The organism is Rhizobium sp. FG96 (genome assembly GCF_057808655.1).
The window spans coordinates 150,401-170,429 of record NZ_JBMDIL010000017.1 but is presented as its reverse complement, the minus strand read 5'-3'; the positions used below and the strand labels follow the sequence as shown (position 1 = coordinate 170,429).

Genomic DNA, 20,029 nt, shown 5'->3' with positions numbered 1-20,029 from the left:
TCCCGGTTGGGGCGGGACCAGATCAGCTGGTAGCCGTCCTCGCCTTCGACTTCGGTGAGGGTTGCGTAGATCGGAGCGGGGAAGCTCGGGTCGTCCAGCTTGACCGAGAGGTAGTCGCGGTCCTGCTCGGAGCGCTTCTGCCAGGCCGCACCGAGCTCGACGTTGCCGGCGTAGATGCGGTAGTGCGGTCCCTTGTCGGAGGGGTTTTCGATGCGGGCGATGCGGGCCTTGACGTTGAGGGCAAGCGTGCGGATCGAGCCGTTGAAGCCGGTTTCGGTGGAGGTGAAGGTGCCGATCGTTGCCATTGTGGTGTTCCTTTCGTTGGTTTCGGGCCGCGCCCTTCGCGGCCTCGATGGCTGTCGAAAGGACCGGGGACGATCGGACCGCACCCCCGGGGTCCCCATTGCGCATCGCGCCGTGGGGTGGCTTGCCGGGCCGCAATGAAATGGAGGGCGGCCGGGAGGAACTTTGTTGCTGCGCGAGGAATGCGGCACGCCGGGGTCCCCACTCGGCCTGTCGAGTGGGGTTGCGTCCGCAGGGGAAGAAAGTTTCGGATGGCCGTTGCGGGAGGACGATCGAGGCGACGCCGGTCTCCGGTCAGACATGCCTCATCGAGCCCGCGAATGGAGCCCCGCTATATCAGGCAAAGGCACGTGGCAATGGCGGCTGCGCACAATTGGACCATAGCTCCGATTTCGGCTGATCGGGGGACGCTTCGCTCCGGCGTCAGCTTAAGCCGTACCAGGTCCCACGACCGGCTCCGTGGAGGGTCAGATGTCCCTGCTCGGTCAGCGCCCGAAGATGATCCTTGACGGTGTTGCGGCTCGCGCCTGTCGCTTTGGCCACATCCATCACCGTGACGCGCCCGCGCTCACGCGCCAGTTCGAGGATCGCGACGGACAACTCCGGCAGGTCGCCGAGGAGAATGCGCTCACGCTCGATCTTGCGCTCGAGACGCTGCTTCTGGCGTTGCAGGCTCCGCAGGAAAAACTCGACCCACGGATTCCAGTCCTGTTGGTCCGTTCGTATCGTGCCCTGCGTTCGGCGAAGCGCGAGATAATAGGCTTCCTTGTTCTGCTCGATAACACTTTCCAGTGAGCTGTACGGCACATAGGAATAACCCGCCCGAAGAAGCAGCAAAGTGGTCAGAGCGCGCGACAGTCGGCCATTGCCATCCTGGAAAGGATGGATTTCCAGAAAGACGACGACGAAGACAGCGACGACGAGTAGAGGGTGAAACGTGCCATCCTTCTCCTGAGCTTGTTGCCAGGCCACTAGTTCCGACATTCGGCCCGGCGTATCGAAAGGGGAGGCTGTCGCGAAGACGACGCCCAGACTTCGTCCATCCTCGTCGAAGGCTTCGACGTTGTTGGCAAGGGTTTTCCAGTTTCCCCTGTGTCGTTCATCTTTGACCGAGTGCGCGAGCAGATCCCGATGCAGTTGGCGGATGTGATTTTCGTTAAGCGGGATTGCGTCGAAGGCGGAGAAGATCGTCTCCATCACCTCGGCATAGCCGGCAACCTCCTGTTCGTCTCGGCTGGAGAACGAGCCGATACGGAGGTTCGAGAGCAGCCTTTCGACCTCGCGGTCGCTTAATTTCGCGCCCTCAATACGTGTCGACGATCCGATGCTTTCGATCGTCGCAACCCGCCGCAAGCTGGACAGCCGATCGGGTGCGATGCGACCAAGCGCTCGCCAGGCGCCTTTGAATTCGTCAATCTCGGCGATCAACGACAGGATCTCAGGCGTGATACGCAATTTGGAGAGATCGAGCGCCGTCATCCATTTTCCCATCCGTTTCCATCCAAATGGGGTATGACATAGCGAGATCCATTTTTCCATCCAATTTCATCCAATATGGAAGAACGAACGGGAAAAAGCCGCGGCACGAAGGAGGTCGCCCTGTTGTCGGGAGGAGGCCCCGCCTTGGCGAGCGGGGCCTCGTCCGGATCTCAATCCCGGTTGGGGCGGGACCAGATCAGCTGGTAGCCGTCCTCGCCTTCGACTTCGGTGAGGGTTGCGTAGATCGGAGCGGGGAAGCTCGGGTCGTCCAGCTTGACCGAGAAGTAGTCGCGGTCCTGCTCGGAGCGCTTCTGCCAGGCCGCACCGAGCTCGACATTGCCGGCGTAGATGCGGTAGTGCGGGCCCTTGTCGGAGGGGTTCTCGATGCGGGCGATGCGGGCCTTGACGTTGAGGGCAAGCGTGCGGATCGAGCCGTTGAAGCCGGTTTCGGTGGAGGTGAAGGTGCCGATCGTTGCCATTTTCGTGTTCCTTTCGTTGGTTTCGGGCCGCGCCCTTCGCGGCCTCGATGGCTGTCGCAAGGATCGGGGACGATCGGACCGCACCTGATAAGGCCGGAATGGAATGGAGGGCGGCCGGGAGAAACTTTGTTGCCGCGCGAGGAATGGCGGCGTAGCCGCCAGGGGAAGAAAGTTTTGCATGGCCGTTGCGGGAAGACGATCGAGGCGAAGCCGCTCCCCGATCAGACATGCCTCATCGAGCCCGCAAAGGACGTGGCCTATGCCGACGGGTCAAGAGGAACACGCTGATGGCAACCTGCCACCGCCTCACCCAGCGGAACATTGCTGTGGTCGAACCGTTTCTCTATCGCAATGCCAGAGCCGCAATTCGGTGGCGACGGACCGGCCAGAGTGGGAGTTGCCTCCAGTAATCAACCCGGTATCGTGTGCTCGCGATTCGTCGCCTGGAGGATACATGCGTCAGCAGACAAAGCCGTTTACCGTCGAAATCAAGCAATCCCGAAAGCTCAAACCGACCGACCGCAAAACCTCGATCTGGGGCAAGCTGGACCTGACACCAGATCAGGGCGCGCTCAAGCAGAGAGAGCCGAGAGAGGTGTCGGCCGTTGGCGGATGCAACGACCGACGCTGATTTTTAAGCCGCGACTTTCTCATCAGCTGCATCAGGCTGCAGATCGTGCAGGAAGGTGACTGCCCTCTGCGCATGAGCGGCCGCCTGAAAAATCGCCCGCCTGTCTTCGGAAAGCACGGCGAGCCATGAGGCAAGGTACGACGCGTGATCGGGCCGTGGCTCGAGCTCCGGTACGATTCCAAGGTCGGCGCATAGGAAGCAGCTGCCGAGCTCGGCAATGAGTTCCTCGCGGGCGCGCTCGCTCTTGTCCTTGGCATAACGGCTGAGATCGCGGCCCACGCGCCGCGGGTTCGCGGTCCAGTGCGTTGCCTCATGACTCAGCGTTGCCGTGTAGGAAGCCGCATCGCGGAAGGTCTGGAACGGCGGCATCTGGATATGGTCGGTCACCGGCGAATAGTAGGCTTGCGTCCCGCCATGGCGGATAACGGCGCCGGTGTTGCGGAAGAAGCGATCGGCATTCTCTATCCGCTCGACCGGATCGAGAGTCGGTTCCGGACGATGGTAGTGATGGTCCGGCAGACCGTCGATCTGGTCCACATTGAACACAGAATACGCCTTCAGGAAAGGGATCTCCCGGTCGACCTCCTTGCCATTGCCGTCGGTTTCCGATTTGGTGAAGCGGCTCGCGAACACCACAGTCGAGCCGGTTTCGCCCTTGCGAACCACGGCTCCGAGCTCCCGCGCTTGCTTGAAGGTCATCCACACCGGAGAGGCGAAACCTCTCGCCATCCCCTCGGACCATAGAAGGAGAACGTTCATGCCCGAATAGGGCTGCCCGTTGTGCCGTAGCGGCCGCGTAATCCTGCCTTGAGTGTTGGCTACGCTCCACGGCTTCATCCAGGGACGAACCCCTTTTTCCAGATCGGCAACGATCCGGTCGGTGATCCTCGTGTAGATATCGCCGCGTTCGCCTTCGGTTTTCCTGTTCATGTCTCAAACCTCCTATTCCGAGCCGCGCCTATCGCGGCCCGTCGCGGAGGTCCGAGGGCAGGAGCGGAAGGGCTTGGAGCGCACCGGAACGGCCGAAACAGCGTGGAGGACGGCGAAGCCGTTGCACCTCACAAGCCGGGCTCCTGCAGGACCGCCGACAGGGACGGGCCGCGATAGGCCGGTTCCTCATTTCCTTGCCTGTTTTTCCCCTGGGGCAGCGCGACATGCGGAAAGGCCGGCCCCTCTTGGGAGCCGGCCGATGGAAGCTGGAAAGATGAGGGTAGGGCGGCACGTGGGCGCCGCCCGGGCCGCTTTACCCGAGGGCGGCCATTTGCGCTTCGGCCGCCTTGCGGTCGAGATTGGCGCCGGGGTTTTCGACCGGGCGATCGAAGGGCTTCCAGGTCTCGCCGACGACCTGCTCGTAGGCTGCGACGGCGCCCTCGGCCGCCATCCTGAGCGCATGAGCCTGGACACCCATGTCGGCCGCGAACTCGCGCTTGCGCTGGGCGGCGCTGTCGTAGCCAACGGGACCATCGAGATCCTCGTCGCGGGCATCGTTGGACGCCTTCGCCGTGGCGTCGCGGGCTTCTGTGACCGCACGAGAGTAGAACTGCCCGGCGCCATGTGCCGATCCGACGAAGGCGCCGACGATGCGCTGGAGATGGATCTGCATCGCCCGTTCGCCGAGGCCCTCCGCCAGGCTGTCGGCGGTCTCATTGATCAGTCGCTCATGCAGGTCGCGGATGCCGTCGCTGTCGACCAGTGCGGTTCCGAAGCTTTCGGCGATCTTGAGCGCCTGGGCGCTGTCGGGGCAGGTGAGGCGGACCATTTCGAGGGTCGCACCCTTGCGGAGTTGCACGACGCGGGCGGAAGAGCGGTTGGGGGTCGCGGGCTTGGCCATAACGGTTTCCTTTTCGGTTTGGTCCGAAGCGGTTCCGGCCCCGTGCCGGTCTGCCCTTCGGTGCGGTCAAAAGGAACCGGCGAGGGACGGGCGATTTCACAGGTCCGGAGCGGCTGAGCGAGCGGAGCGGGCTTGCGACCAAGCGGGGGCACCCTGCGCGGGACGCGGGTTCGCTTTGCGCAGCGAGGCTGTTTTGGCCGCACCGCGGCGCGAAAGCGGCCTTGAAACGACCGGCCGCCGGTTCAGACCGCAACGAACACGAAGGGCAGGCCGGCACGGGGCTGAGACTCTCCCCGAAACCGAATGTGGGAAACGATGGCCATCCTCGCAATGCCTCTCACCAATACGCGGGCACACTCCGCAAATGCGCTGCCGGCGGCTGCCTCTCACGCTGCCTCTCGCCAAACCGCGTCACCGAGCTTCAGCCGTAGCGTGGTGATGGCACGGTCCTGACGCTCCAGTTTCCGGATGAGCGCCTCGAGTTCGCCGCGACGTTCGAATGACAGGCGATCGAGGTGATCCTGAAACAGCATCTCATCCGACCGAGTCCATCGTGAGCCGGAGCGCTTGTGCGTGCGGTTTTTGGCTTTCGCCTTTTCGGTCACGGCCAGGCGCTCAGCGCGTGTGGCAATCTGCCGATGGACGAGATCGAGATGATGGCGCGTCTGACGACGCGCCGCCTCCATGCGGGAAAGGAGCACCCACGGACTGATCGGGGTCATGTCCCGGTCCTCCGCCACTGCCAGCCGATGAAGTCCGAAGGACCGTCATAGACGGCGTGACGTTGTTCATCGATGACGAAGCCGAACGGCCCGCGGGTTGCATATTCGGCGCTCGGAACAAGAAAGCGCCGCTCGTCGGCACGTTGGTCCCGCATGCCGCCGCGCGTGGCGACCACCTCCGTCATATCGGCATAGTGGCTGGAATAGATCGCCGAGACGACGACCCAGTCGCCGGCATGCCTGCGCTCGAAGGCTTGCCGGTCCTTCGTCCAGGATTGGCCGGACCCGAGTTCGCGCCCGTGGATCTCTTCCCATGCGGTCGGCCAGCTGTTGCGGAATGTCTCGTCCGCACCTTTGCGCTCGTATGAGGTGAAGAGCTCCGGGAAGGAGAGGGCGACGATGGCCCATTCGGCATCCTCCTCGTACCAGTGCGAGGACTTTCGCAGCAACGGGGAGACGCGAAGATTCCGTTCGGCCGACAGATGAAACCCGCCATGGCCAGCCGTCATATGGGACACGATCCCCTCCGCGTAGACGGTCGCAAGCTGCGACGGTCCCCAGGGCGTACTGGCCGTCATGCGGGTCTGGATCCGCCTCAGGGCGGATAACTCGCGCTTGTGCTGGGCCGTCTCGAAGACCCGGGCGCGAAAAGCCGCCTCATCCTCGAGGCGGCCATCGTGACCGTAGAAATCTGCGCGCGTCAGCTCGGAAAGCGGATGGACGAGCCGCCAAGCGCTCGCGAGGAAGCTCGCGCCATCGCGCGCCGGCATCATTGCCAGATGCGTATCGCCGATCCGGGCGACCGGAAATCCGTCGGCGCTGACGCCGAATTCCACGTCCAAATCCTCTAAAGCCGATACCGGCTCATGCTGAAGTTCTGAGGTCCTCATGCGGCGGCCCTCCCTTCGACCTGAGCAGCCGCAACCTCGTCGGCGGTCACCTCTTCGAGCACGGCGTTCGGATAGCCGTGTTCTTGCAGCCAGACCGCGGCCGCCTCGCGATTGTCCGCGAGATGGACAAGTTCCGCGTTCGAACCGGCGCGATCGAAGACGCGGATCGAACCGAGGGCGGGGCGCTCGAGCACCTTGAAGGTGAGATCGGAGTCGAGGCCGAAGGTTCGGTGAATGCGCATGACGATGGTGTTTTTCCCGCCGAAATCCGCCTCATGCAGTGTGAAATAGCCAGGCGAGTTGTAGTTTCCGGAGCGCGGACCCTCCTTGCGGATCAGCCGGCCCTTGCTGTTGCGCGTCTGCCAGGCCGCGAGCTTCTTCTTGAAGCGCTCGGGCGGGCGGGGTGTGCCATCGGACCAGGCAATGATGGAGCCGATCGGGACGAGATCGTAGATCAGGGACGCAGACATTGGACATCTCCTTGAAATTCTGCGGTGTTCATGGAAACGAACCGCCGCCGGTGATGGCCGGCGGCGGGGGATCGATCGGAAAAGATGGGAGGGCTTCGGCTATTCGGCCGCGATGCCGTAGGCGGTCTCGACCGCGTCGTCGGCGCCGTCACCGGCTTCCGGATCGGCGACAGCAAAATCGGCCTCCTCGCCGGCGACGCTGCCGTCAGCAAGTTCGCCTTCGAGGCGATCCGTTGTTTCCTCGGAGGTCACCGTATCGTAATCCTCCACGACCTCGCCCTGCTTGATCAGTTCGGCGAGATCCTTCGGATCGGGGGCAAACAGGGCGGCCGGATGGACGAAATGCCCTTGCTTGAAGTGCTCGACCAGTGCGGCACGGGTCTCGCGGACCCTCGGGCGGGGGAGAACCGAGGTGCCCTCGCACGAAGCCTCGAGCGCCTGCCGCGACAGGCAAAGCAGGAAGTCTTCTGTGCCCATGTTCGGGAGGTATCCGTCCGCGCCGATGGCGTCGCCGGCTATGCGCGACACGATGCCGCTGTTCGACATGCCTCGGCGGCACGACAGCACATCGACCAGCATCGAGCGGGTGGAAACCCGCAAGGTGTCGCGGTCGAAGGCGAGCTTGCCGTCAGCGTCGAGCAACCGAGCCGCATGGCGGGCGAACCGCTTCGCGCCGAAGACGTGGTCGTTTGCCCCGGAGTCAACCCGGACATTCATGCCGGCAAAGGCGAGGACAAGGAGGGCCATCAGCGTGTCGTCCTCGATCGGTGCGCGGGCGAGCGCCTCGTGCAGCGCGTCGGTCCTGAGGTCGCCGATCATATCGAGGCCCTTCTGCGTGACGTCGGGACGCTGCTTCGGCCCGTCGATCGCATCCTCGCCAGCGGTGTCGCCACCTCCGACGACCGCTCCCTTGCCCTTGGTCTTCTTCTCCTCGGGCATCCGGTAATGCACGGTTTGAACCTTGCCGTTCCGATCCAGATACATGGCGGTGTGGTCACCCTTGCCGGGCTTGCCATAGACGCGGCTTGCCTTTTGCGGCAGCTTCACCTCGCCCCATTGAGAAACCTCGGCGATCATTCCCTTCTTGGGCAGATTGTTCGTCATCCACTCCTGCTGGGCGCCGAGATAGGCTTCGACATTGGTGGTGTAGCGGCTGTCCTCGTCCGCGGGAGCGAACAGATCCTCGATCCATTCGATGCCGTAGGCTTCTCTGAGATCGTCACCGAAGCTCGCATCCTTGGCATACATCCGGGTCTTGCTCAGCGCGTTGGCAATCTGCCACCATGCGGCGGGCTGGCCCTTCTTCGGCTTCTGCGCCTTCCAGACCTCCTTCTGCTCATCGAGGTGTGCTGCCGCGATCGTGCGGAGCTGCTGCTCATTCGGCATGTCGCCGAACGCCATCTGGTCGAGCATCGCCGGTAGGACGTTGGCGAGCAGGCGCAGCTTGCGGATTTGCCGGACGGGCAGGGCGAGTGCCACCGCAATTGCTTCCTCGGTCCAGTCGAGTGCGACCAGGCGTTCGATGCCGCGCCACTGGTCGACCGGGTTCAGCGGTTCGCGCGCAATGTTCTCGACCATCGACCGCATGGCGCCATTGTCGTTTGCGGCTTCGACGACGAGCACCTCGATTTCCTCGAGGCCTGCGGCGATGGCCATGCGGGTGCGACGATGACCGGCTTCAATGACGTAGCCGTTCCCACCACCAACTTCGGGAAAAATGACGGGCGGCTGGATGATGCCGACGGCCTTGATGGTGGCGAGCAGCAGCGCATCGGCCTGCGGGGTGGATTTGGATTGCCGGGTATTGTCCGGATTGTCCTTCAACGAGCGCGGATCGACCTTCATGATATGCATGGGATTTTCCTCTTCCGGGATGCGGGGACGCGGCCTCTTGCCGGTCCTTCCTGTCTTCATCTCTTTCCGAAGACACTTTCCGAACCGCAGGACGGGCGGACCGGCGCAACTGCGGCCGAGCGTCCCTGCTTCGAAGGACAAGCGGGGTGCCTCGCGCCCTGCGCGGGACGAGTGGCCGGGATGCGGAGGCGGCGGTTGAGCGCAAGCGGCGACGGGACGACCGATCTGCGACCGGTTCTCCTCCCGGATTTTCCTCTATCTTTTCCCCACAACGACAAGCTTGATTTGACACCATTAAGGTGTCATATAAAGTCATGGAGAAAAGGCGCCCGACATACGATCTCGAGGCCGTTAAAGCTGTTTTGGGGTCGATTTCGACGCTTGCCATCACGACGACGGCGCTGCGGGATGCCGCCTCATTGGGCTACGACCGCGCCGGCATCGTCGCGACCATCGACACCATCGAGCGCCGTATGTTCTACAAGTCGATGACAGCGAACGCAGACCATCGGGTATGGCAAGATGTTTATCATGTGCCGGTCCCCGAGCACGGCATGGTGCTTTATGTGAAATTCCAGGCGGACGTGATCACGGAATTCCGGATCATGTCATTCAAGGAGAGATGATAATGGCGGTTGCAGCAAATATACTGCCCGAAACGATGATCTCACCGGAAACCGGAGAGACGCTGCGCCGGGACGTCCGACCGTTTGTCGTGACCTACAAGGGCAAGAGCAAAACGGTCGACCTGCCGGGATATTATCCCGATAGCGGCGACGAAGGTGTTCATGTCGGCAACGACATGGAGGCAACGGACGCGGCCTTGCGGGCGTTGAAGGAAGAAGTTGAAGGCATTCCCTCTCCGTCGACAATCCGCAGAGTGCGCAAAAAACTAAAACTGTCGCAACGTGAAGCAGGCGGCATCCTGAAGGTTGGTGAAAGCGCGTTCGACAAATACGAGCGCGGCTTGGTCGAGCCAAGCGGCCCGACCAGCCAATTGCTGCGCCTTCTCGACCGGCATCCGGAACTCATCGAAGAGTTGCGGCAACAGGCAAGCTAAGCGGCAACAGCAGCGGCTTCGTCCGTACGCCTCGCATCATCGGCGAGGGCCTGATCGATGTCGCGGAGCTGTCTGCGCTTCTCGGCAAGTTCATCCGCAAAGGGGAAAACGCCGCCTTCACGCGAGCGATAGGAGGCAAGCCGCCGACGCGCTTCCTCCAAGCGGTGGCGATAGCGTTCCCGCTCCTCGTCGAACCCGTCGAGCGCGTGCTCGAGGCGGGACACGGCGCCGAGCGGCGTCACCGTCACCGCAAGATCGATCTCGTAATCCGCGCCGGTGCGCTGGAGCGTGGTGAGGTAACGATAGCCATCACCCTTTCCGAAGCGCTCGCCCTCATAGACAAGATCGAAACCCCCAATGCTCGCCAGATGAACCTCACCCTCCTGCTGCAGTTGGAGAAGAGTGAGGATTTCCTTCATCAGCGCGCGGCCGGCATCCTTGCGCTCCTGGTAGGCTTTGCCGAGAACGGTCATCGCGAAAGCGTCGCCGGTAGTCGGCACCAGCCGGCCGATATCCTGGCCGATCTCCGCGATGCGGCGGGTCGAGACCTCGATGTCGCCTTCCGCATCGCGCATTTGCCGGCGGACCGCATATTGGTCGTCGTCATGGGCGGCGCGCAGCCGTTCCAGACGGGCGACATCGGCCTCCAGTCCAGCCTTCTGCATCAGCCGTTCGTCACCGGAAGCGATGGCCTTCGCCATGGCGAACTGGTTGGCTTGCCCTTCACCGAGATCCTCGAGCCGGCGGATCGATGTATCACCGCTGAGCGCTGCCGCGATGAAGCGGGCCTTGCGCTCGTTGTTCTGCCACATGGAAGCATCGAGCGACCCTTCCGTGGCATAGGCGAAGATATCGACCACGTCATGCTGATTGCCCTGCCGGACAATTCGGCCCTCGCGTTGCTCGATGTGAGACGGCAGCCACGGGACGTCGAGATGGTGCAGCGCTTTCAGACGGAGCTGCGCATTGACACCCGTGCCCATTGTCTCGGAACTGCCGATCAGGAACCGAACCCGGCCGGCGCGCACATCACCGAAGAGCCGCTGCTTGGCCTCGGTTTTCTTGAAGTCCTGCATGAAAGCGATTTCGCAAGCGGGAACACCGAGCCGCACGAGCTCGTCGCGGATCCAACGGTAAGCCGAAAAGCCGCGGGTCTTCTCGACATTGATGGTGCCGAGATCGGAAAAGATCATCTGCGCCGCACCTGGCAGCTCGTAAGCCTTGCCGTCCGGGCGAATAAATGTGGCCTCGCTGGTCTCCTGCCAGATCCGGAAGGCGTTGCGGACGAGGAGGTTGAGCTTGTTGTCCTTTTCGTTATCGTTTACCGGGATGACGAGGCGCAAATCGATCGCCGCATGGCGGCCGTCGGTGATGACCGAGAGCAGGATATCGTCGCCGGGCTGTGCCGGTCCCTCGCGCATCTCGATCGCTTTGATACGGGCATCGAGGATCTGCTGATAGGCCTTGAAGGCCGGCGTCGGTTTAGCGGTGAGGATCTGCCGCCGGCCGGTGGAGATATCAGGCACCCTGACGAATTCGCGAAGATCCTCCGGCATGACGACATCGGCGAAAGCGCGGAACATCGCGATCAGTTCCGGAACATTGACGAAGCTCGCGAACCGGCTGACCGGTTTGTATTTGCCGGAGGGCTGTATTTCGAGCTCGGTCGTCGTGTCGCCGAAGCACGATGCCCAGGCGTCAAACTCGTGCAGACCGCGCTCGGCAAGCGCTTCGTGTCCGAGCAGGCGTTGGATCGAGAACATCTCGCCAAGCGTGTTGGTGATCGGCGTGCCGGAAGCGAGCACCAGCGCCCGGCCGGGATTCTTGGTTTCGATGAAGCGGGATTTGACGTAGAGGTCCCAGGCGCGCTGCGAGCCGTTCGGATCGATACCCTTCAACGTCGACATGTTGGTCGCGAAGGAAAGCTTCCGGAACTCCTGCGCCTCGTCGACAATGATCTGGTCGACACCGATTTCCGAGATTGTGAGAAGATCGTCCTTGCGAGTCGCGAGGCCCTCCAGGCGTTCCTGCAGACCCTCTTTCAGTCGTTCGAGGCGCTTGCGCGAGACGCGATCCTCGCTGTCGACCTTGGTCAGCAGATCCTCATAGAGTTCGAGCTCGTCGTGGATCATCTGCTGTTCAAAGGCCGACGGCACAGCGATGAACCTGAACGCCGAGTGCGTGATGATGATCGCATCCCAGGTGGCGGTCGCCGCCCGGCTCAAGAATCGCGCCCGCTTGTCCTTGGTGAAGTTGGTCTCGTCCGCCACCAGGATGCGGGCATTGGGGTAGAGGGCGAGGAACTCACGCGCCGCCTGCGCCAGGCAATGGCCGGGCACGACCAGCATCGCCTTGGCGATCAGACCGAGGCGATGCTGTTCCATGATTGCGGCCGCCATCGTCATCGTCTTGCCGGCGCCGACGGCATGCGCGAGATAGGTCGAGCCGGACGAGATGATCCGCCAGATGCCGCGCTTCTGGTGCCCATAGAGAACAAAGGCGCCTGAGGCGCCAGGAAGTTTGAGATGCGAACCATCGAATTTGCGCGGCGCGAGGTTGTTGAACCGGTCGTTATAGACCCGCGCCAGCCGGTCGGTGCGATCCGGGTCGGTCCACACCCAATCCTGGAAGGCCTGCTTGATCTTCTGCAGCTTGTCGCGCGCGGCTTCGGTATCGACCACGTTCAGGACGCGCCGCTCGCCGCCGGCGTCCTTGAAGACGTCGAAGATCTGCGGAACGCGGCTGTTCAGTGCGTCGGCGAGCAGTTCACCGGCATCACGGCGGCTGGTACCCCATTCGGATGTACCGGCGGCACTGTAGCCAAGCTGCCGCGCCTCCACGGTCCAGTTGCCAAGCTCCGGCATATGGTGGATCCTGATGTCGGCGCCCATCCTCTCCTTGACGAAAGCCACGACATGGCTCGCCGGAATCCACGGCGCACCCAGACGTGCGGTGATGTCGGAGGGGCGAAGGTCGCCGGGCTGTACGGCCCGAAGCGCACGAACGTTGCGCTCATAGGCTGGATCCAGTCCCGCGGCCGCTTCAGCGACAGCGAGCTTGGTGCGGACCGGGCCGGCGAGATAGGCGTCGGCCGTCTGCCAGGACCCGTCGTCAGGATCCCGGAAGATTGAATCGCCGAGTTCATCGACGACCGCATCGGCATGTCTGTGCAGCAGTTCGGCGATATGCTCGATATCGACGCGACCACGTTCGTTGAGGACAACAGCGAGTGCATCGGCGGCGCTGGTGATTACCGGCGGGGCAGGGGGCGAAATCACCCGTTCGGAAAAGATCGGGCCGGGCTTGGCCGTGTCGGTGTCGAGATCGTAATCCTCGATTGAGGCGACCAGCCAGCAATCGGGGTCGTCAAGAAAGGGCTGCAGGTTCGGGCGGCGGTGCGTTTCGCGCACCTCGCCGGTTTCGGGATCCTCAGTGATGCTGACGGTGGTGTGGTTGATCGGCCCGAAATCGCGCACGAAACTCGACCAGGCGATTCGTAGGCGAACCTGCAGATCGCGCCACGGCCGATCCTGTTCCTGGGCCTTCAGCACATCGCGCACGGCGTCGCGGATCGGGATCAGTTTCTTGATGATGCGGACGTGCTTTTCCGGCATGCCGTCGCCGGTGCGGCCCTTGCGCACCTGGACTTCGACCGGCGCGCCGTCGACCATCTGCATGAGACCGCGTCTGATGTCGATGAGGAAGCTACCCTCCCGGACCTGTCGACTGTCGGGGCGAAGGTCGACGATCTCGCCGAGCTCGGTCTCGAGGTCGATGTCGATTTCGGTCGGCTCGCCGTCATAGCGGCCCTCGGGAAGCAGGAGGATCGCCTGCTGCAAAGCCGCCTCAAGGTCCTCGCCGGCACGCGGTCGGCAGGTGTAGGTCTCGCCAAAGGGGCCGGAGGTCAGGGCATGATCGCCAAGCACGAAATCAGGATGTCGCGCAAACCAGCGGTTCACCCGAATTGCGCCGTCGTCTTGCGTCGCCGGTCGCACCTCCTCAAGGGCGAGCCAGGAGAGGTCTCCCTCAGCCTCCCCGGTCTTGCGCTTGCGGAAGAAGAGCAGGTCAACCACGACGTCCGTGCCGGCATCGCGGCGGAAGGTGCCCTCCGGCAGGCGGATCGCGGCGATCAGGTCCGCGGTTTTGGCGATGTGTTCGCGTGCTGTCGCATCCGCCTTGTCCATCGTGCCGGCGCTGGTGACGAAGGCGCCGAGCGCGCCGGGTTTCAGGAGGTCGATCGAACGGGCGATGAAATAGTCATGCAGCCGCAAGCCCAGCGAGCGATAGGCCCGGTCGGATCGGACGGTCCGGTCGGAGAAAGGCGGATTGCCGATGGCGAGATCGTAAATCGGCGCCAGATCGGCGCGCGCAAAGTCGCCGTTGATGATCCGCGCCTTCGGCTGTAGCAGGCGGACGATCCTGGCGGTGACAGGGTCAAGCTCGATACCGGTGAAGAAACTCCGATCGCGCAATGCTTTCGGCATCAGCGCGGGGAACAGGCCGGTGCCGATGCCAGGCTCGAGCACCCGGCCGCCACGCCAGCCAAGGCGCTGCAAGCTCGCCCAGATGGACCGGATGATGAACTCCGGCGTGAAATGCGCATATTGCGTGCAGCGGGCAAGGGACGCGTAGTCTCCCTCCGAAACCGCACTCTGGAGCGAAGTGCCAAGCTCGCTCCAGCCGGCGCGGAAGTCAGGCTCGCCCGGACGACGGAATATCGTGTTCGCAAGTTCCGATGCGCCAAAGCCTGTAAAGCGGATCAACCGCTGCTGCTCCTCGCGAGTGGCCGGCCGGTCCTGCTTCTCGATGTTGTTTGCGATCAGGATCGCCGCGACATTGATGCGCGCCCGTTCCTTCCACGTCGCCGCAAGAACGCGATCGGCATCGTCGAGGTAGAAGTTGGACCGGCCGCCCTGTCGCCGCGGCGCCGGACGCTTTGCCGTCGCGACCGGCAAGGCCGGGGCAGAAGAGGGCGGTGTCGGTTCGGGGTCGTCGTCATTGGCAGCAACGGCATCGAAACCGCCAAATGCTGTGACGCCGCCGAGGCCAAGGCCGGACGACAGCGCGCTGCTGCCGAACATGTCGAGAGTGAAGGGATCGTTGCTCATGAAGTTCTCCTCGGGAAAGGCGAGCGTCATCACCCGCGGAAAAGCTCGCGGGATTGAAGTACGCTCTGGGTTCAGGGATTGGTGGCCTGACGGGGGCCGGTGGTCTCAGTGATCAGGACTTCGCGATCAGGGTGAGCTGCATCGAGTCCTGATGAAATGCGATGCGAAGGTGCGTCGCCTCTGGAGCCGCCGCCATCATCGGTTCCAGCTGTTCCGCGTCGATGAAATCGACGCCGTCGTCGCCGCCGAATGTCCGGCGTTTGACGTCGAACCAGTCGTCATTGGTGCTGGGATCGCACTCCTCGGCATAGACGACCAAGGGCTTGGCGCCATCGAGCAGCTTGCCGTTGGACATCAGATAAACGCCGTGATCGCCGACGAGCCAGAGGCCCGGCTTCTCGTCCTTGCCAGGGCGCAGGCCGTAATAGAGATCACGAAAGCCACCATTGGCCTCCGCATCGGCCCGACCGCGGGCAATCACCGCGCGGACGGATGTGAGCGGGAAGGAAAGCATGGCGCGACCTCCTTCATGCGGCGATCGGCGAGGGGAGGTGGCGCAGTTGCACCGGCAGCTTGGCTGCGATTTCGTCGTCGGAGAGATCGTCCAGCAGCTTCAGGGTGCTGCCCGTCTGGCCGCCGTAAAGCATGATCGTGCGCTTGCCACGCGACTCCTCCGGCCAGCGCTCGCCAGCATAACCACGATAGTCGTCCGCCGTCATACTCCAGATATGCTCAAGCCGTTCCTCGCGCGACATGGCGCGCACCGGCCGGCTCTCGCGCTCGATGATTTCGACCCGCATGCGTTCAACGGCCTGGCGGTCGGAAAGATCGCAATAGCCATGGAAATGCCGGATGACGCCGTCGATCCGCAGCGCAAAGAACACCGATGTCACCGATCCTGTCAGAAACTCGCGCATCGCAAACATCGATCCACGGATCCAGAGCGGCGGCAGGATTTCGAACATGTAGTCATGTTCGGTATCGGCGATCTCGAACCATTCGCCGGCATAGAGCGGGGCAGCGTCATCCTCCCAGCGGTTCGGACGCTGGGCGTGACGATCGAACATCCGGTACATTTGCTGGCGTGAGGCGACGCCCTGGAAGACTTTGCGGATTGCGGAAGAGGGATTCATCTGCGGCTCCTTCGGAGTGGTTCCGGACCGAAGTGCGGCACTGTCCTTCCGACCTTGCCATCCTCTTCAGTCCTTCATGACACCTTCCGGGCCGCCGGCATCGCGACCGGCCGGGTCAAGGGCCGGCTCCGCCGGGCGAAGCCTCCCTTGACGCGGGCGAAGCGAATGCGGCACGCCGCCTTCCTTCCTCTCCCTCCTTTCTTTCTCCCTGATTTTCAGGGCCTCGTTCCAGTCGTCCGCCGGCGGGCGAAGGCGCGACCAGTTGCAGCCGACGTCGTCAGCGAGCGCCCGTAACCGCTCGGCAAACATCTCGCCTTGCGGATTGGCGTCTGTCGCCGCAACTAGCAGAGCCTCGGGCCGCGATGCCATCTGCCGCAGCGCCGCCTCCGTCGACGGCGACCATCCGCCGCCGGTGCTGAGATAGAGCGTTCCATCCCGCAACCCCTCGATGGCGGCGAGGCTCATGGCGTCGATCGCAGCTTCCGTGACAGCCAGGCGCAACGCCGTGTCCTGCCCCAGGCGGAAGAGAACCTTTGTCCCTCCGGAGGCAAAACCGCGATACTCGGGACCCCGCGCCTCCCAACCGGTGACGGCTCCGGCGCTGTCGGTATGCGCTGCCCACATGCTGGCATATGGCCCCTCGCGCAGACGATCTTGCCGGATCGCGGCGCGAAGCAAAGATGCCGGCAGGAAACGCTGACCATCGAGATAAGCCCAGGTCGACGAACCGGGCCATGGACGGCGGCGTGTTTGCCATCGCTCGGATAAAGAGAGGTCGTAGTCTTGCTCTATCTTTGGAGACCGCCATTCCGGTTCCGTGATCGAAATACCGACGAGCGCGGCAACACGTCCGGCGCATTCGAGAAAGTCGACATGGTCGAGATGCGCGACGAGACCGAACACGTCGCCCTTTGCATCGCTGAGCGGATCGAACCATCCGCGCCCCTCATGGGTGACGATGACGATCTCGCTCCCCCGTCGAAACTTCACTGCCCGCCGCGTGCTTTCCTTCATATCGATGGCGAAGCCCGTCTGCTCGAGAACGGCAGCACACTTCACCCGTTCGCGGAGCGCCTCTATTTCTCTTCTGTCCATGCCTCTTCTTCCTCGCATTTCCTTGCCCGTCTCTTCTCGGGCACGCTTCCACCAGCCGCGAAGAGCAAAGGCCGCCAGGGCGCGGCTGACAATTGTCGGATCATGCAATGCCTGGGTCGGCCGCGGCGAAGCCTCCCTTGCGGCCTGCCGCTCGCAAGCGGCACTCAGGAACGGCGGCTCAATGAGCCGCCCATGGGAAAAATTCATGGACGATCTCCAGATCGTCGTCGGCGTCGATTTCGTCGGACGGAAGGACGCCGTATTCGCCGTCGACCGTGAACAGAGTGACCGGGACCATCAGGTCGCGGGAAAGCTGGAAGGCGTGGGACTGGGCGAGAGAAAGATCGTGCGACATTTGAAGTGGCTCCATCGGGAGCGGGCCAATTCCCGCTCGATGGCTCCTCACAAGGCCCGAGGACGGGCGCGATCACCGCGAGGCGAAGCCGGAGCGGCCGCAGCTTGCTAGCGGACCCCCTGCGGGTTGATCGTGGAAGATCCGGCACCGGGCCAGGACGCCATCCAAAAGAGCGGGATTGGTTTGCTCCAGCTGGAACGCTCTGTCGGGTACGGCATTCGCATTTGAGCCAGACGCTTCCCGCGGCTCTCGGCAACAAGATCGCTTCCGTTTTCAAGTCAAGAGCGGGCGTCGGGAGTGATTTGCCCCTCAATCGGGGTTAGGGAGGTTCGCCTTCTGGAGCGCCTCCGCGATCGATTTTGCCTCCAGCGTGCGTAAAGCACTTCGCAGGCAGTTTTCGATATCAACAACGCTCTTACCCTCGAGGGATGCGATCTCGGCGACGGTTCTGCCTCGATAAATCCATCGGATGCAGCTCTTTTCAAGCGGCGAAAGTATCCATTCCTTCATGACAAAAATCGCGGTTGGTTGCGCCGTGGTCGGCGGAGAGCGTGGCACCGAGTGCCCTCATCGAAACATCGGTGGAGGTGAGTTGGCGACGCCCCAACAAAAAGAGCTGCCGCCGGGACCTGGTCGACGGCAGCCAAGGTGCCTCGGAAAGTCGAAATCTCTTCTTCGCTCCTTTTCATGTAACGTTATAACATCTCGCATAATGCGATTTATGGAACTACGCGCCATCGGAGCCTCTCGCACCAAGACATTCTGGTTCGGTTCGGTTGTAAAACCGCCGCTCCTCGCCAGCGGGGTCGCTGGAGATTGCCCGCAGATTGAGACTGCGCACCTCCTCTTTGGTGGCCTAGCGGACGGTCACTTGCTCGTTGAAAGAAGCTGAGCTCGATCCTACAGACGTTGTTTGAAGAATTAGAGCCTAAATAGGCGAATGACAGCATCTGTCAGCCTCGACGAGCGGGTTTGAAACCCGCTCGTCCAAGTCGGCGTCAGACAAGCTCACCGAGGGCTGCGGCATCAAAACCGTTCAATTTCGCGAAATCGCTCCCCTGGATTTTGGTAACCCATTCGGGATCGCCAAGAAGGGCGCGTCCTACGGCGATTAGGTCGAACTCATTACGCTCCATCCGCTCGACCAGCCGGTCCAGGCCGGCGCTTTTTGATCCCCTGCCCTGGAAAGCGTTGGTGACGTCCCCGTCGAGGCCCACGGAGCCGACGCTGATCGTCGTCGCGCCAGTGAGTTTCTTCGCCCAGCCGGCGCCGTTGAGGCCGTTCTCCCCATCGATTTCGGGGAATTCGGGCTCCCAGAACCGGCGTTGCGAGCAATGCAGGATATCGACGCCGGCCTCCACAAGCGGCACCAGCCATTCGGCCATGACATCGGGGCTGTCCGCCACGCGGACATTGTAATCCTGCTGTTTCCACTGGCTGAAGCGCAGGATGATCGGGAAGCCGGGACCGACGGCCGCACGCACCGCGGCAACTATCTCGGCTGCGAACCGCGACCGCTCCTTGATCGTCGGCCCGCCATAGCGGTCGGCTCTGCGGTTGGTGCCTTCCCAGAAAAATTGGTCGATGAGATAGCCGTGCGCACCGTGGATTTCGACGGTGTCGAAGCCGAGGCGTTTGGCATCGGCCGCGGCTTTCGCGAAGGCCGCAACGGTATCAGTAATGTCTTCCTCGGTCATCGCCACGCCGCGCGGAGCATCGGGTGCATCGAGTCCGGAGGGGCTCTCCACCGGTGCGTCGGGCTCCCAGTTGTTGATGTAGCGCGCAGCGCCGGTGTGCCAGATCTGTGGGCCCATCCGCCCGCCCACCGCATGGACCTCGTCGATGACCTGCTTCCAGCCGGTAAGGGCCGCGTCGCCATGGAAGAACGGAATGCCGGAATCGTTGCGTGAGGCGGGACGGTCGATGACGGTGCCCTCGGACAAGATCAGCCCGACCTGGCCTTCGGCACGGCGCCTGTAATAGGCAGCATTCTGCGGGCCCGGTACGCCGTTGTCGGTAAACAGTCGCGTCATTGGTGCCATGACGATCCTGTTCTTAAGTTCCAATGATCCAATTTTCAGCGGCTGGAATAGCACGCTGGTATCCGAATTTACCATTTACAAAGTCTCCAAGTTAATGAGACCTCATAGGTATATATCGTACACCTAGCGTCAAGAAGGCACTTACGAGTGCTTAGGTATACGTCACTATACCTAGCGGCAACTACGGCGGAACTGCGCGGGGAAGGCGCTGATATACGGCTTAGCGTCAGGCGGAGTGAGCGGCTCTTATTTATTAGAGAACTCAGGTCCACCTCACTGATTTGAGAGACGAGGTGTCAAGGAACGCGGCATGGCCATCACCTTCACGTCCAGCCATTGGAGCGGGATGGCAGCCTTTTTGGAGGATGGCCGGATCGAAGTGGACTACAATTTAGCGAGCGTTCGATGAAATTCGTGCCTTTGACAAGAAGGAACTCGTCGTTCGTGCGCAGCGCGAGATGGCGAAGCCGCCGGCACATTGGCCAAGGATATCAGATCGATAAGCGACTTCTGAAGTTCACTGTGGAACGTTTCACACCCTTTGCTGATTGCAAGGTGAGCAACGATCAGACGCTCC

19 protein-coding genes and 1 pseudogene are annotated in these 20,029 nt (G+C 62.6%); 4 read left to right on the top strand and 16 right to left on the bottom strand.

The features are described 5' to 3' along the window. The 3 genes from ACODR6_RS28055 to ACODR6_RS28045 form a co-directional block, all read right to left on the bottom strand. Positions 1-305: DUF736 domain-containing protein (locus ACODR6_RS28055; RefSeq protein WP_269835454.1), on the bottom strand; the 305-nt coding region annotated here is incomplete at its 3' end. Between the two features lie 421 nt (positions 306-726). Then, positions 727-1,782 carry a Fic family protein gene (locus ACODR6_RS28050; RefSeq protein WP_109461990.1) on the bottom strand — a complete coding sequence of 352 codons (1,056 nt, stop codon included), beginning with the start codon at positions 1,780-1,782 and terminating at the stop codon, positions 727-729. A 170-nt stretch (positions 1,783-1,952) separates the two neighbouring features. Then, complete coding sequence (locus tag ACODR6_RS28045; protein WP_142913690.1) at positions 1,953-2,261, bottom strand: DUF736 domain-containing protein; 309 nt, start codon at positions 2,259-2,261, stop codon at positions 1,953-1,955. Positions 2,262-2,715: 454 nt separating this feature from the next. On the opposite strand from ACODR6_RS28045, the gene ACODR6_RS28040 reads away from it, so the two are divergent. After that, positions 2,716-2,892 (top strand): hypothetical protein, encoded by a 177-nt coding sequence (locus ACODR6_RS28040; protein ID WP_162854295.1) that lies wholly within the window; start codon positions 2,716-2,718, stop codon positions 2,890-2,892. 3 nt (positions 2,893-2,895) lie between these two features. Here ACODR6_RS28040 and ACODR6_RS28035 read toward each other — a convergent pair whose 3' ends face one another. The 6 genes from ACODR6_RS28035 to ACODR6_RS28010 all read right to left on the bottom strand — a co-directional run bounded on the left by ACODR6_RS28035 (position 2,896) and on the right by ACODR6_RS28010 (position 8,659). Continuing rightward, positions 2,896-3,822 (bottom strand): ArdC family protein, encoded by a 927-nt coding sequence (locus ACODR6_RS28035; protein WP_142859629.1) that lies wholly within the window; start codon positions 3,820-3,822, stop codon positions 2,896-2,898. A 313-nt stretch (positions 3,823-4,135) separates the two neighbouring features. After that, positions 4,136-4,723 carry a hypothetical protein gene (locus ACODR6_RS28030; protein ID WP_142859631.1) on the bottom strand — a complete coding sequence of 196 codons (588 nt, stop codon included), beginning with the start codon at positions 4,721-4,723 and terminating at the stop codon, positions 4,136-4,138. A 386-nt stretch (positions 4,724-5,109) separates the two neighbouring features. Further along, the gene (locus ACODR6_RS28025; protein WP_142913689.1) at positions 5,110-5,445 is read right to left on the bottom strand and encodes a hypothetical protein; all 336 of its coding nucleotides are present in this window, start codon (positions 5,443-5,445) and stop codon (positions 5,110-5,112) included. Beyond that, the gene (locus ACODR6_RS28020) at positions 5,442-6,335 is read right to left on the bottom strand and encodes a DUF7007 domain-containing protein (protein WP_142913688.1); all 894 of its coding nucleotides are present in this window, start codon (positions 6,333-6,335) and stop codon (positions 5,442-5,444) included. The genes ACODR6_RS28025 and ACODR6_RS28020 overlap by 4 nt, the downstream gene beginning before the upstream one ends. Further along, positions 6,332-6,805, bottom strand: coding sequence for a hypothetical protein (locus tag ACODR6_RS28015; RefSeq protein ID WP_142859637.1), 474 nt, complete (start codon positions 6,803-6,805; stop codon positions 6,332-6,334). The genes ACODR6_RS28020 and ACODR6_RS28015 overlap by 4 nt, the downstream gene beginning before the upstream one ends. 99 nt (positions 6,806-6,904) lie before the next feature. Then, the gene (locus ACODR6_RS28010; RefSeq protein WP_142913687.1) at positions 6,905-8,659 is read right to left on the bottom strand and encodes a ParB N-terminal domain-containing protein; all 1,755 of its coding nucleotides are present in this window, start codon (positions 8,657-8,659) and stop codon (positions 6,905-6,907) included. 314 nt (positions 8,660-8,973) lie between these two features. Between ACODR6_RS28010 and ACODR6_RS28005 the strand changes: the two genes are divergently transcribed. After that, positions 8,974-9,285 (top strand): type II toxin-antitoxin system MqsR family toxin, encoded by a 312-nt coding sequence (locus ACODR6_RS28005; protein ID WP_142859641.1) that lies wholly within the window; start codon positions 8,974-8,976, stop codon positions 9,283-9,285. A gap of 2 nt (positions 9,286-9,287) precedes the next feature. Continuing rightward, a complete protein-coding gene (locus tag ACODR6_RS28000; RefSeq protein WP_142913686.1) occupies positions 9,288-9,719 on the top strand; it encodes a type II toxin-antitoxin system MqsA family antitoxin in 432 nt (143 codons plus the stop codon). On the opposite strand, the gene ACODR6_RS27995 is transcribed toward ACODR6_RS28000, so the two are convergent. From ACODR6_RS27995 to ACODR6_RS27965, 7 genes are all read right to left on the bottom strand, one after another. Further along, positions 9,716-14,827 carry a DEAD/DEAH box helicase family protein gene (locus ACODR6_RS27995; protein ID WP_142859644.1) on the bottom strand — a complete coding sequence of 1,704 codons (5,112 nt, stop codon included), beginning with the start codon at positions 14,825-14,827 and terminating at the stop codon, positions 9,716-9,718. The two genes, ACODR6_RS28000 and ACODR6_RS27995, sit on opposite strands and share 4 nt — an antisense overlap. Before the next feature lie 112 nt (positions 14,828-14,939). Further along, entirely contained in the window at positions 14,940-15,341 is a 402-nt protein-coding gene (locus tag ACODR6_RS27990) for a DUF3085 domain-containing protein (protein ID WP_142859646.1), read from the bottom strand. A gap of 13 nt (positions 15,342-15,354) precedes the next feature. Beyond that, positions 15,355-15,960, bottom strand: a complete 606-nt coding sequence (locus tag ACODR6_RS27985; RefSeq protein WP_142859647.1) for a DUF1419 domain-containing protein — start codon at positions 15,958-15,960, stop codon at positions 15,355-15,357. Between the two features lie 66 nt (positions 15,961-16,026). Continuing rightward, positions 16,027-17,055: a DUF3991 and toprim domain-containing protein gene (locus ACODR6_RS27980; protein ID WP_142859880.1), complete on the bottom strand. Its 1,029-nt coding sequence runs from the start codon at positions 17,053-17,055 to the stop codon at positions 16,027-16,029. A gap of 178 nt (positions 17,056-17,233) precedes the next feature. Next, positions 17,234-17,410 carry a hypothetical protein gene (locus ACODR6_RS27975; RefSeq protein ID WP_162854294.1) on the bottom strand — a complete coding sequence of 59 codons (177 nt, stop codon included), beginning with the start codon at positions 17,408-17,410 and terminating at the stop codon, positions 17,234-17,236. 309 nt (positions 17,411-17,719) lie between these two features. Next, positions 17,720-17,968 carry a LuxR C-terminal-related transcriptional regulator gene (locus ACODR6_RS27970; RefSeq protein WP_348529280.1) on the bottom strand — a complete coding sequence of 83 codons (249 nt, stop codon included), beginning with the start codon at positions 17,966-17,968 and terminating at the stop codon, positions 17,720-17,722. A 440-nt stretch (positions 17,969-18,408) separates the two neighbouring features. Then, entirely contained in the window at positions 18,409-19,527 is a 1,119-nt protein-coding gene (locus ACODR6_RS27965; RefSeq protein ID WP_489025637.1) for an NADH:flavin oxidoreductase, read from the bottom strand. Between the two features lie 111 nt (positions 19,528-19,638). On the opposite strand from ACODR6_RS27965, the pseudogene ACODR6_RS27960 reads away from it, so the two are divergent. Continuing rightward, positions 19,639-19,911, top strand: a pseudogene (locus tag ACODR6_RS27960) (IS66 family transposase); the annotation flags it as partial. Positions 19,912-20,029 lie beyond the last annotated feature (118 nt).